Origin of the sequence: Clostridium guangxiense, from assembly GCF_021043395.1 — a bacterium.
Lineage (GTDB): Bacteria > Bacillota > Clostridia > Clostridiales > Clostridiaceae > Clostridium_S > Clostridium_S guangxiense.
The window spans coordinates 106912-119236 of the sequence record NZ_JAJNKE010000002.1 but is presented as its reverse complement, the minus strand read 5'-3'; the positions used below and the strand labels follow the sequence as shown (position 1 = coordinate 119236).

Sequence of the window (12325 nt, the reverse complement as noted above, 5' to 3'; positions counted from 1 at the left end):
CTTATAAAAGAAGGTGCAATAATGAAAAAATTATTTGCTATGTTAATTCCTATTTTAATCTTAATCTTTTTTATACTAATCATGCTTAGTGGTCCATTTCTTAAGAAACCTAGAGGAAGCTACGACGATGTCATAAAAAATATTGATATAACCACAAAAGCAGTATTATCAGAGAATTGGAAACTAGCAGAACAAAACACAAAAAAATTAGATTCTGCTTGGGAAATTGTTATTAAGAGAATTCAATTCAGCACTGAAAGAACTGAAATAAATAATATTTCTTTAAATATTGCCCGTCTTAAAGCCTCTATTGCTGCTAAAGATAAATCCTCAGCATTAATTGAATTAAGTTCGGCAAAAGAACATTGGAATGATCTAGGTAAATAAAATAATTGCGAATTAACAATGCTTCGTTGTATTAAAAAAATTCTATAAATCTAAAGTGAAAAAATGCAAATTGAAACATGTAAGTATTTTGTGATTTTTTCACCAAGATTTATTAGAGTTTTTTAAATTGTTACTTTGCAATTATCTCTATGCCATTTTCAGTTACAAGAACAGTATTTTCCCACTGTGCTGAAAGCGAGCCATCAGCTGTTAGAACAGTCCATCCATCGCTTTCATCTATAACTATTTCACGTCCTCCAGCATTTATCATTGGTTCAATTGTAAACACCATTCCAGGTGCCAAAACCATTCCAGTTCCCTTTTTTCCTACATGACAAACATAAGGATCTTCATGAATATCTATTCCAACTCCATGACCGCCAAATTCTCTAACTACTGAGCAACCTTCACTTTCTGCATACTCCTGAATTACAGCCCCTATATCTCCTAAAAATCCCCAAGGCTTAACTGCTTTAAGTCCTTTTTCTAAACACTCTTTAGTTACTTCAACTAGTTTTTTAGCTTCCTTACTTACCTCACCAATCATAAACATTCTTGATGCATCTGAATAGTATCCATTTAGTATAGTTGTCGCATCTACATTTACTATGTCTCCACTTTTAAGCACCACATCTTTATTTGGTATTCCATGACATACTACATTATTTATAGATGTGCAAATGCTTTTAGGATATCCTTCATAATTAAGAGTTGCTGGGATTCCTCCATTATCTACTGTGTATTCATATGCTAATTTGTCTATCTCTTCTGTTGTCATTCCCTCTTTAATATTCTCGCTAATTAAATCTAAAAGACCATTATTAATTATTGCACTTTTTCTTATTCCCTCAACTTGTTCTTTATTTTTTATCATTTTTCTCGTTGGTATTATGACTCCTTGTCTCTTTAAATTTTTTAACTTCTTATCAAATTCAAAGTGACAATTCTTATACTTTAATCCACTTCTGCACCAACATAAATCATTTCTACTTAATTTCATAATATTATCTCCATTATTCAATTTTTCCACCATGAAAAAAACATTCATAGGTCTTACTATTATTATAGTAAATTTCCTCATATCCTTGAAACCATTTAAAATCTCCGTTAATAATACAGTGATATTTATACTGCCCTCTTTGATATATAATTGGTCCGCGATAAGGATTAGCTTTAGTTACTAATCTCAATACTTCCTTTAAAAAATTTCCAGAAAATTCTTCACTTAAAACTCTTCCTGTATAATTCATGGCCCAAAAAGGAACATTATTTTTCCACAAAGCTTCTTCTCCTGAAAATTGTTCTCCACCTAAATATGTATCAATATATTTCAAATCGTCTTCTATATACTCAAGGTCATGGGAATTAGGCCTTGAAGGTTTAGTTTCATCGCCTTTTCCTGCATACGTTGATTTTTTAGCCCTTATTAAAAAATCTATTACCTTTTCATCAGTAAAACTAACTTTGTTCTCTTCTATATTTAAACGACAATTTTCCTCATAATCATTCACTAGTTCATCAATACTTACATTAAAGAACTCACTTAATGCAATTAATCTAGCAATATCAGGATATGACTGAGAAGCTTCCCACTTTGCAACTGCCTGCCTGGATACCCCTAAAACTTCAGCTAGCTTTTCCTGCGATAATCCCCTTGATTTTCTGAGTGCTTGCAGCTGTTTCTGAAAACTCATTTTTCTTCACCTCTAAAATCAGTATACTATTACTATCAGCATATTTCTACCAATTTAACATAACAACTCTGACAACTAGCAGTTGCATATCACTTAGTCTAACACAATTTTCCTTATGCTGTCTTCTGAAAGGCTATATTCATTTAAAAACTCTGTAATCTTTATTCCATTTTTATACAGCTTATATATTTCTAAGTTTCTTTGCCTTTATCTCCATTTTTCATATAAAAAATATATTTAATATTTTATAATTTTAGATATTAAGCTTTAGGAACTTCTTTTACATAGCGCCATGTTATTCCATCATCTTTTGATTGATACAAGGCCTTGCATCCTGCATTATAATCTCCATCGGATCCTTGTCCCACTAAAACATTAAGACTTCCATCTTTCTTATAAGGCATTCCAGGTAAATCAAAAGGATTATAAGTTTGACCATTATTTAACGATACTTTTACCTCTGGAAAATCAATCTTTTTGTAAGATATCCCTCCATCTTCTGTACGATATAATTGTCCATTACCTCCACCATTATAGGATAAGCATAAAAATCCAAGTTTATCATTCAAGAAAGTTATTCCAGCTGCCGAACCTATAACTCCTGAAAATGGATCCTCATTTATAGTTTTCCATGTGACTCCCCCATCAGTAGTTTTGTTTAGTGAATAAGCTCTATTTCCTAATGCTACTGCTGTTACTTTTAAACGATATCCAACCTTTTTGGATAAATAAAATTGATTTGTAGCATTATAAGACTCATCAGCAATATCATCTTTTCCCTTTGAAGATTGTGATGTTTTAGTATTATATATATTATCTACTAAATTATATCTTACAGGAGTATCTATACTCTCTTTCCCTGGCACAAATACAGAAACAATATATCCTATTATTTCTGAGTAGGCATTAACATTTGAATTCATATTTCTCTTTGAATCAATATAAACAATGCCATTTGTGTTATATCCAAAGCTTCGCTTGCCATAATAAAGAATGCCATATTGTTTTTCATTCCATCTGCTAACTGTCTTCTTAAGTGGAATTACCTTCATTGTCTCAATTAATGGTGCTAAAAGTTTATCCTTGCTATAATTCGCATTTACATAACCATTTAAAAGTACAGTTACATTTCCTGACTTAATGCTATCATAACTAATTAAATAACTCTGGAGCTTACCTTTATCATTTTTTCCATAAAGATATGTATCAAAAGATATAATTTTTCCGTTAGAATCAAATTTAAGACTAAAATTATTTGAAATATACAGCTTCTTAGGCATATTTACTTTAGAGTTGATATCTGTAAAAATCCCGTCTATGCCATCTTTATATATATTATCATGCTCAAGTTTTACAGTTCTTTTATTCTTTAAATCTTCTAAAACCCATGCTAGTTTTCCATTGTATTTTGTTCCACTATGATATATTTTTACTCCATAAAAACATGTTATGAGAACTATTCCTATTATAACTACACAAATCCACTTAGTCTTACACTTCGAATAGAACTCACTTCTATCTAAACTTTGCTCTAGTGCAGCTTCTGGCTTTTTCACAGTTCTAATTATTAGAATTATAAACCAAGCCAAAAAGAATACCATGCACCCAAACAATATACTTATATTATTATTGATTCTTCCAAATCTACATAAAGTGTATAGTTCATAAAATGAAATCCAATATACTAATATAAATAATAAGTCGGCCGCCATTGATAAAACCAAATCTCTTTTTGTAACTTGCTTGTACCTTTTCATTTTTTCTTTTACTCCATCTCATTTTTATTATATATAACAATTAAAGTATACAACAAATTTCCAAATATTGATATTTATTTGTTAGTTGTTTTATAAAAGTTTTAAATACTTTTTATTTCATCATTTTCCTAAAAAAATAACAAAAATCACGCCTATTGAAGTTTATATTTTTCTTGAATTACTCTCAAAAGGTTTCATTCATATGCAATTTTTTAATATATATAAATTTTTTTATTATGCCTAATTTTTTATGTAGTGTCAAATAAAAAAGTCTCTAGATATTTTTATATATACCTAAAGACCTTTTAATGCATCAACTAAGTGTATCATTAATATCTGACCTTATATAAATTTCGTCAAAGTCATGCTTTTCAGCGTTCATTTTAATGTTGATTAAATTTATATTTTTCAAATATTTTCAGTGGATAAAAACTAGTGAGTATCCATTTTTGTCTTATCTATTTTTTTGCCCCATATAAGTTGAAATTTATTCATCTATTCCAGTTGTCTGATCCTGGTAAGTGACCAGTATGTGAATTAGATGAAAAAATACTTGCTGCAAAAATAGTCATTCCCAAAGTTGTAATTAGCGAAGCACATAAAATCGATGAAATCAAAAATTTTTTCATAAAAAATCCCCATATCGTTTTTGTAAATTATGTACATTAATTCATATGAATTCCATATTATCACTAAAATCAAAAATGTCAAATATATCCTGTATAACTTAAATAAATTTGTATTATATAGGATATAACTAATAAAAATAGCAAATTTCATGTTAAGTAAATTTTGTAATACATAATTTCATAAATTTTTATTAGTATTCTTTTAAAACATAACTAAATAATTATATTATTTTTACTTATGTACAACTATTGATTTTTCTCTCCACTTACCTTGTTTATAACGTACTACACTCGCAGTACCTGTAATAAGCCATGTAAGCCCTGTAGTGAGCCATACACTCCAAACTCCAAAAGCAGGAACCATAGCCAAAGCACTTGAAAACCCAACTCTTCCAATAACCTCTACAAAACCATTAATCATAGCATAAAATGCATCTCCTGTACCATTTAATAATCCCCTTGTAATATAAATCATTCCAAGTGGAAAATACATGCAACTAGTAATCTTAATTGCCTTAGCTCCAAGCGCTATTACAGCTTTATCATTAACAAATACTTGCATAATAGCATGTCCACCAAGTTGAGCTGCAATAAGTGCCACGATGCTAAACACAATCACTATTAAAATGCTTTTATGATATCCTTTTTTAACTCGCTCTAGTTTATTAGCTCCCATATTCTGTCCTGCAAAAGTAGACATTGCTGCACCTAAGGAATTAAAAGGCTGCTGTATAAGCTGCTCTACTCTACTTGTTGCGGTATAGGCAGCAACAGCTATCTCTCCAAAGTGATTTACAACTCCTTGCAATGCCACTAAAGACAAAGCAATCATAGAATTTTGTACTGCTACAGGAATACCAATCTTTATACATTTATTAATAATTGGCCAGCTTACCTCCCAATGTTTTCTTTTCAATTTGAAATACGGATTTTTTAATACTGCAAAGGCAGCACAGCCAAAAGCCGCAGTTCCTTGAGAAATTACAGTAGCATAAGCTGTCCCAACTACACCGAATCCAAATTTAAGAACAAAAATCAAATCTAAAACAACATTGATTGCGCAAGACGCAACTAAAAAAATTAGAGGTGTTTTTGAATCCCCTAAAGCTCTAAGTATCGCAGCTATAGCATTATATGCTGCCACTGCTATCATACCGCCAGATACAATTCTTAAAAATCTAGTAGCATCATCTAAAATTTCAGGTGGTGTCTGCATGATTTGTAAAACTAAACGTGCAAAAATAACAGCTAATATACTCATAACTATTCCTGCTGTTCCAATAACATAAATTGCATTGGTAATGGCTCTTTTAACATGTTCTTCTTGTTTAGCACCAAAGTACTGTGAAATAATGATTCCTATTCCAACCGATAACCCTAAACACACAGAAAAAAACAAAAAGTTTAAGGAACCAGTAGCACCAACTGCTGCCAAAGCATTAGCGCCAACATATTTTCCTACAACAATAGAATCAATTATATTATAAAACTGTTGAAAAATATTGCCGATAAGCATCGGCAGAGAAAACCTTATCAAAAGTGAAATTTCATTTCCTTGTGTCATATCATGTACATATTTTGTTGACATATCCCTTACCCCATACTTTCTAATTTATCTCTTAATCTTATTTTTGCTATATATTAACCTGCCACGTTCAATTATAATATATACTGCCAGTATATATCTAACAATTTTTAATTATTTATTATAATGTGTAAAATACACAAAATTCTACGTAATCTATAGTGCAATTTGCCATAATTTTATTTCATTATATATTTTTTGAAAGCAGCTTAAGACAAAATGTGGCTGTCCCACTAAAAAATTGCAAAACAATCATAATAGTGAAGTTACCCCCCTCTTCACTTTAATTAGTTCGTAATTTTTTATATCCAGTGTGACAGCCACATATTAATTTTTTATAAATAAAATTTTTTAATATTCCACTATATTTTGAGGCTCTCCGTCCATCCATTTAATTATATTATCAAACGTAATATGTGCCCTTCTTATCATGGCTTCTTTTGTCGCAAAACCAATATGAGGAGTGAGAACTGCGTTGTTTTCTTTAAGAATAGTATATTCCTTATCAAGAGGTGGTTCTACATCAAATACATCAATTCCAGCTCCTGCAATTTCCCCCTTACTTAAAGCTTCTGCTAAAGCATTATTATCTACAATTGGTCCTCTTGCTACATTTATTAATACAGCACTCTTCTTCATAATAGCAATTTTTTCTTTGCTTATTAAGCCTTTTGTATCATTGGTTTGTGGAAGATGGATTGATACAACATCACTTTGTGAAAGAAGCTCGTCTAAGCCTACGTATTTTACACCTATTTTTTTAAGTTCTTCTTTTTGACTTCTATTATATGCAATAACATTACATCCAAAAACTTTTGCAATTTTACATACCTGTGCACCTATGGCCCCTGTGCCAACAACACCAAAAGTTTTTCCACTTAAATCACTTTGAGAATATCCATCTTTAGTTTTCCCTTCCCTTGTAAGTTTATCAAGTGGAACTATATTTCTAAGTACAGATAGGGTTAGTCCAAAAGTAAGTTCAGCAACAGAACTAGTACTATAACCTGCAGCATTAGAAACTGTTACTTCTTTGCCTTTTAATGCTGCAAGTTCAACATGATCTACTCCTGTAAAGGCTATTGACATCATTTTAAGTTTAGCATCTGTATTTATTACTTCTGCTTTAAGAGGCATATTAGCTAAAACAATAACCTCCGCATCATTAACTCTTTCCTTTAAGGTTTTGGCATCTGTAACTTTATTATTGTAAATTACAAGCTCATTTCCCCTATCAGTAATAGGTTTTGCAATATCCCTGAGTTCTTTTTCAGAAAGTCCAAGTGGTTCAATAACCGAAATCTTCATACTATGTATCCCTCCATTATTTGCTCTGAATAATTTTACAATAAACTTAGTTATGTATTTTGTCAATTAAAAATTAATCTTAACTGTGCTCCTTACTTTCGTCCCTATTTTTCAAAATTTCTTCATAATTTTTCACTTCGCTTATTCTTGTACATCTTTCTTCAAATGGAATATCAATGGTCATATATTTCTTGATTTTTAAAGGTGGTCCTTCAAAAACATATATATTGTCAGCCATGTATGCAGCTTCAAAAGTATCATGAGTTGTATATATAAAAAGCTTGTTATTATATTTACAATGGTTAACTATAAAATTCATTAAGCTTGTTTTAAGTTCCATATCTAACCCCTTAAAAGGCTCATCCATAACTATAATATCTCCATTATAGGCAAGTGCCCTTGCTATTGACACTCTTTGTTTCATACCACCGCTGAGTTCCCTTGGAAAATTATTTTTAAACTTAGATAGTTTAACCAAATCTATATATTTTTCAGAAATTTTTTCAGCTTCTCTTTTACTATAATTACTTTCAAGAACAAACATAATATTTCCTTCAACACTTAGCCAAGGAAGTAGCCTATTTTCCTGAAAAACATATGAAAAGCTTTTATCTTCCATTCCTTCTATTTTGCCAGAATATGAAGTTATAATTCCTGTAATTATGTTTAATAAAGTTGATTTTCCACAGCCTGAAGGTCCAAAAATGCAATGAACTTTATCCGATGAAAAGCTCATATTAAAATTTTCAATTACTTTTAAATTGTTATATTTTTTTTTAATGTCTTCAAGTTTTATCTCCAATACTTACTCATCACCCCTTTTAACATAATATATATACTTCGCACGTTAATATTTAAACTTATCCTTGAGCGTTAATTTAAATAAACTTTCAAGTGCGATACTAATAACTATAACAACAAAGGTCCACGCAAAAAGTTCATCTGAATCCATATATAATTTTGCATTGTACAGCTGCCCACCTATGCTATATTTAGGATTGCTTAAAACTTCTGCTGCAATACTTGCTTTCCATCCCAAACCTATACTGCTAATGCAAGCTGCTGAAAAATAAGGTATGACACAAGGCACATAAATTTTATTAAAAATCATTACTTTTTTTACTTTGTATAACTTGGCCATCTCTAAAATATTCTCATCAACATTTCTTATTCCTTCAATGATATTAGTCCAAATGAGTGGAAAACACATTAAAAAACATATAAATACATTCACATTATTAGAAGAAAACCACACTAAAGCTATTATTATAAAAGACATTATTGGCGTGGTTTTTATAGCAATTACCATTGGATTCATTAATTCATAAATAAACTTATTTACACTGCATATAATACCAAAGATAATGCCAAGTACAATAGATATCACAATTCCTGCTAGAGTTCTAAGCATTGAAGCTTCAACAGACTTCCAAAATTCTAACTTAAAAACAAATACTTTTAAAGCTTTAAGAACGCTGATTGGTGCAGGAACATATAGCTCATTATTAATTAATAGATAAATGACCTGCCATACACCAATCCAGAATAATAAAACTACAAATTTATTTAGTATTTTTTTATTATCTCTCGTAATAGAACCCTTCATCTGGTAATTTTCCCCCTACAGACTTAGGATTAAAAGCAAATAAAACCTTATAAAATTGATTCATAAATGTTTTTGCCTCTTTACTATCTATATATACTATATTAGAATATGGTATTGCTTTTTTGGCAACTTGTGCTTTTGGAACAATCTTATATTTTTCTATCAAAGTTGAAGCTTTATCCACATTGTTATTTACAAAATCCACAGATTTTTTATATTCATCAAGGAACTTGTTGAAATCCTTCTTATTTTTTTCTATATATTTTTTCTGAACTATTATGCAGCCCATAGCAAGTTTACTATCACTGCCCATTGATTTGTTCCATTCCTTAGTCAAATCAAGTGCAATCCTCAAATTTTTATTTTTCATCATAGCTGTAGTTACAAAAGGCTGCGGCAATACAGCTACGTTTGTATTTCCAGCTGCAAGTGCTGTAGCTAAATCCGCATGCTGAGTTTTGTACTCTACGTTTATGTCTTTTCCAATGGTTAAGTTATTCTTCTTTAATATGTTCTGCAATACATAATCTGCTGTAGTTCCTTTACCACTTGCACCAATAGTTTTTCCTTTAAGATCTGAAACACTTTTTATACTACTACCATTTTCAAGCACATAAAGAATACCTAAAGTATTTACGGCCGCAAATTGAACCTTACCTTTTGTCTTATTATATAGCGAAAGAGCCAAATTAGTTGGTACTGCTGCAACATCTATTTCACCATTAACTATTTTACCCACCAATTCATCTGGACTATCAGAAAGTGTAAACTTATAATCTAACGCAGATTTTTTTTCATCTTGATTCTCCATCAACTGCACCATTCCCATTCCAGTTGGACCTTTTAGAGCAGCAATGTTCATAACAGTTTTTTTAGTTATATCTTTAGTTGTACTATTTTGTTTATTTTCTCCACATGCTGTTAAAGCAAGTATGAATACTAAAGTGGTAAATATTACAATTGATTTTTTGATAATTTTTTTCATGAAATCCCTCCAAATACGTCTATATAATTATATAGTATAACTTTGTTAACTATTTATCAAATAAGCCACCTGATTTTTTATTGTTAAAACCTTTTTGTTTGCCTCCAATGCTCTTATGTGCTTTTTCCCTTAATCCTTTTTTCAATCCCTTGTTCTTTTTTTCCTCAATTAATTTTTTCATAAATTCAATATCCTTTTCTTTCATAATTTATCTTTAGTGAGCGAGCTTGTTTAAAGCATACAAACTCACTAAAAGTACTCACTCCTTTTTTCTTTGCCTTTGATTTAAATAAATTCTCTCATTTTGCACTTTATTTGCAATGCATATATTCTTTTGCTTCTTTTCCGCTAACTAAATATGATTGGCCCTTTGAACAAAAAACTGAAGTTGATGTATATTCCATATCACTATTTTTATTATAACCAATTTTATTTATTACATCTTCCGCATTATGACAAACATCATAACCGTCAAAATTAAAGCTTATATGTCCATTTCCACTTGTTATTTCTGTGATTTCCATTGCATAATTCATAAATGTAGCTACAGGTCCTCTTCCTACTATAGTGACCTTATTTTGAGAAATTTCTGGAGGATTAAAACTTCCATTTAACTTTTGTATATCTGACAAAATCCTTCCCATATGGTCTACATCTACATCTATTTTAAATTTATAATATGGTTCAAGCAATATGTTCTCCGTATTCTCAAGTCCCTGCCTCAAAGCTCTATATGTAGCTTCCCTAAAGTCTCCCCCGCTTGTATGCTTAATATGAGATCGTCCATTTATAAGCGTAATTTTAAGATCTGTGACGCTAGAACCTGTAAGTATTCCTCTATGCTCTCTTTCAAAAATATGTGTTCTTATTAGCCTTTGATAGTTAATTTCGAGATTTTCTAAGCTGCATTCGCTTGAAAACACAATTCCACTATTTCTTTCACTAGGTTCTAATTTTAAATGAACTTCAGCATAATGTCTTAATGGTTCAAAATGTCCGCATCCAATTGTCTCCTTTGCTATTGTTTCTTTGTATAATATTTCACATGGTCCAAACTCGACTTTTAAATTAAATCTATCCTTAACTATTTCTTTTAAAACCTCAAGCTGAATCTTACCCATAATGTGAATTTCTATTTCTTTCAACTTTTCATGCCATATTACATTAAGTGCTGGATCCTCTTCTTCTAAAATCTTAAAATAATTAAGCACATCTTTTGCATTTATTTTTTCATAAAACAAAACTTTTGATTTTAAGGTTGGTACTAAATCATAATTGATTTTTTCATGAAATTTTCCTACTCCAAGTCCAACCTTTGAACTCATAAGTCCTGTAACACCAAATATTTCCCCTGCAAATGCTTCACTAATGCTTTTAAATTTATCTCCATTATAAATTCTTATTTCATTTATCTTCTCAAACTTATCTTCAATTTCTAATTCTTCTTTAATCTTTAAACTTCCCGAAAGAGCCTTTATATATGTAATTTTATTTCCAATATTATCATGCCTTATCTTGTAAACACTACCTTTAAAAGCATCCTTGCTGTCATATTCAGTAAAAGTCAATAAATCAAAAGTTTCTAAAAATTCTTCAATTCCCTTATCTTCAAGCGCTGTCCCACTCATACATGGAAATATTTTATTTTCTCTTATTAATCTTCTCATAGAAGAAATCCATAAATCTTTTTCATATCCATCTTCCAAATATATTTCTAGAAGCCTTTCGTCCCTTTCAGCAACAAATTCCATAACTTCATTACTAAGATTAACATCATTAATAAAAAAGACATCCTTAGTTAAATTCTCCTGTATATCTTTAATTACCCTTTTAACATCTGCACCAATCCTATCTATTTTATTAATAAAAAAGAACGTTGGAATATTGTGCTTTCGCAAAAGTTCCCATATTACCTGTGTCTGTCCTTGAATCCCTTCAACTGCGCTTATTATTACAATTGCATAATCCATAATTTTTATTGATCTTTCCATTTCAGCTGAAAAATCATTATGCCCTGGGGTATCTACTAAATAATATGTAGAATCTTTATAATTAAAAACAGCTTGTTCAGAAAACACTGTTATACCTCTTTCTTTTTCTATACTGTTATTATCTAAGAATGAATCTTTATGATCAACTCTTCCTCTACTTCTTATACTTTTAGTGTGATATAAAACTTGCTCAGAAAATGTAGTTTTTCCAGCGTCTACATGTGCTAATATTCCAATTACTTTATTCATGCTGTACCCCCTTAAAGACAGAGTAGTTTCTGTAATTTTAGTATACATTAAAATGTGTGATTTTAAAGAGTTAATTTATTAATATTTTCAAAAAACAATTTATGAAAAAATATGGGCACTGCGAAAACCAATCT

12 protein-coding genes are annotated in these 12325 nt (G+C 30.2%); 1 reads left to right on the top strand and 11 read right to left on the bottom strand.

Annotated elements, in window-relative coordinates; all coding sequences use genetic code 11:
• Positions 1-39 precede the first annotated feature (39 nt).
• Positions 40-387: a DUF4363 family protein gene (locus tag LQK79_RS02425; RefSeq protein ID WP_231015383.1), complete on the top strand. Its 348-nt coding sequence runs from the start codon at positions 40-42 to the stop codon at positions 385-387.
• A gap of 130 nt (positions 388-517) precedes the next feature.
• Here LQK79_RS02425 and LQK79_RS02420 read toward each other — a convergent pair whose 3' ends face one another.
• The 11 genes from LQK79_RS02420 to LQK79_RS02370 all read right to left on the bottom strand — a co-directional run bounded on the left by LQK79_RS02420 (position 518) and on the right by LQK79_RS02370 (position 12191).
• The gene (locus LQK79_RS02420; RefSeq protein WP_053243269.1) at positions 518-1387 is read right to left on the bottom strand and encodes a methionyl aminopeptidase; all 870 of its coding nucleotides are present in this window, start codon (positions 1385-1387) and stop codon (positions 518-520) included.
• A gap of 13 nt (positions 1388-1400) precedes the next feature.
• Complete coding sequence (locus LQK79_RS02415) at positions 1401-2081, bottom strand: DUF5680 domain-containing protein (protein ID WP_053241165.1); 681 nt, start codon at positions 2079-2081, stop codon at positions 1401-1403.
• Positions 2082-2341: 260 nt separating this feature from the next.
• Positions 2342-3838: a hypothetical protein gene (locus LQK79_RS02410; RefSeq protein ID WP_231015381.1), complete on the bottom strand. Its 1497-nt coding sequence runs from the start codon at positions 3836-3838 to the stop codon at positions 2342-2344.
• A gap of 491 nt (positions 3839-4329) precedes the next feature.
• A complete protein-coding gene (locus LQK79_RS02405) occupies positions 4330-4467 on the bottom strand; it encodes a hypothetical protein (RefSeq protein WP_157055655.1) in 138 nt (45 codons plus the stop codon).
• Positions 4468-4699: 232 nt separating this feature from the next.
• Positions 4700-6055 (bottom strand): MATE family efflux transporter, encoded by a 1356-nt coding sequence (locus LQK79_RS02400; RefSeq protein WP_053241164.1) that lies wholly within the window; start codon positions 6053-6055, stop codon positions 4700-4702.
• 348 nt (positions 6056-6403) lie between these two features.
• Positions 6404-7360 carry a 2-hydroxyacid dehydrogenase gene (locus LQK79_RS02395; protein WP_053241163.1) on the bottom strand — a complete coding sequence of 319 codons (957 nt, stop codon included), beginning with the start codon at positions 7358-7360 and terminating at the stop codon, positions 6404-6406.
• Between the two features lie 79 nt (positions 7361-7439).
• Positions 7440-8162 carry an ABC transporter ATP-binding protein gene (locus LQK79_RS02390; RefSeq protein WP_231015380.1) on the bottom strand — a complete coding sequence of 241 codons (723 nt, stop codon included), beginning with the start codon at positions 8160-8162 and terminating at the stop codon, positions 7440-7442.
• A gap of 45 nt (positions 8163-8207) precedes the next feature.
• A complete protein-coding gene (locus LQK79_RS02385; protein ID WP_053241162.1) occupies positions 8208-8966 on the bottom strand; it encodes an ABC transporter permease in 759 nt (252 codons plus the stop codon).
• Positions 8941-9951, bottom strand: a complete 1011-nt coding sequence (locus LQK79_RS02380) for an ABC transporter substrate-binding protein (RefSeq protein WP_053241161.1) — start codon at positions 9949-9951, stop codon at positions 8941-8943. The genes LQK79_RS02385 and LQK79_RS02380 overlap by 26 nt, the downstream gene beginning before the upstream one ends.
• A 49-nt stretch (positions 9952-10000) precedes the next feature.
• On the bottom strand, positions 10001-10156 hold the full coding sequence (locus LQK79_RS02375; RefSeq protein ID WP_231015378.1) for a hypothetical protein: 156 nt from the start codon (positions 10154-10156) through the stop codon (positions 10001-10003).
• A 106-nt stretch (positions 10157-10262) separates the two neighbouring features.
• Positions 10263-12191 carry an elongation factor G gene (locus LQK79_RS02370; RefSeq protein ID WP_231015377.1) on the bottom strand — a complete coding sequence of 643 codons (1929 nt, stop codon included), beginning with the start codon at positions 12189-12191 and terminating at the stop codon, positions 10263-10265.
• Positions 12192-12325: the final 134 nt, after the last annotated feature.

What these genes read in the sequence shown, in the direction of transcription:
- LQK79_RS02425 (WP_231015383.1), top strand. Translation starts at nt 40, where the DNA reads ATGTTAATTCCTATTTTAATCTTAATCTTTTTTATACTAATCATGCTT.
- LQK79_RS02420 (WP_053243269.1), bottom strand. Translation starts at nt 1,387, where the DNA reads ATGAAATTAAGTAGAAATGATTTATGTTGGTGCAGAAGTGGATTAAAG.
- LQK79_RS02415 (WP_053241165.1), bottom strand. Translation starts at nt 2,081, where the DNA reads ATGAGTTTTCAGAAACAGCTGCAAGCACTCAGAAAATCAAGGGGATTA.
- LQK79_RS02410 (WP_231015381.1), bottom strand. Translation starts at nt 3,838, where the DNA reads ATGAAAAGGTACAAGCAAGTTACAAAAAGAGATTTGGTTTTATCAATG.
- LQK79_RS02405 (WP_157055655.1), bottom strand. Translation starts at nt 4,467, where the DNA reads ATGAAAAAATTTTTGATTTCATCGATTTTATGTGCTTCGCTAATTACA.
- LQK79_RS02400 (WP_053241164.1), bottom strand. Translation starts at nt 6,055, where the DNA reads ATGTCAACAAAATATGTACATGATATGACACAAGGAAATGAAATTTCA.
- LQK79_RS02395 (WP_053241163.1), bottom strand. Translation starts at nt 7,360, where the DNA reads ATGAAGATTTCGGTTATTGAACCACTTGGACTTTCTGAAAAAGAACTC.
- LQK79_RS02385 (WP_053241162.1), bottom strand. Translation starts at nt 8,966, where the DNA reads ATGAAGGGTTCTATTACGAGAGATAATAAAAAAATACTAAATAAATTT.
- LQK79_RS02380 (WP_053241161.1), bottom strand. Translation starts at nt 9,951, where the DNA reads ATGAAAAAAATTATCAAAAAATCAATTGTAATATTTACCACTTTAGTA.
- LQK79_RS02375 (WP_231015378.1), bottom strand. Translation starts at nt 10,156, where the DNA reads ATGAAAGAAAAGGATATTGAATTTATGAAAAAATTAATTGAGGAAAAA.
- LQK79_RS02370 (WP_231015377.1), bottom strand. Translation starts at nt 12,191, where the DNA reads ATGAATAAAGTAATTGGAATATTAGCACATGTAGACGCTGGAAAAACT.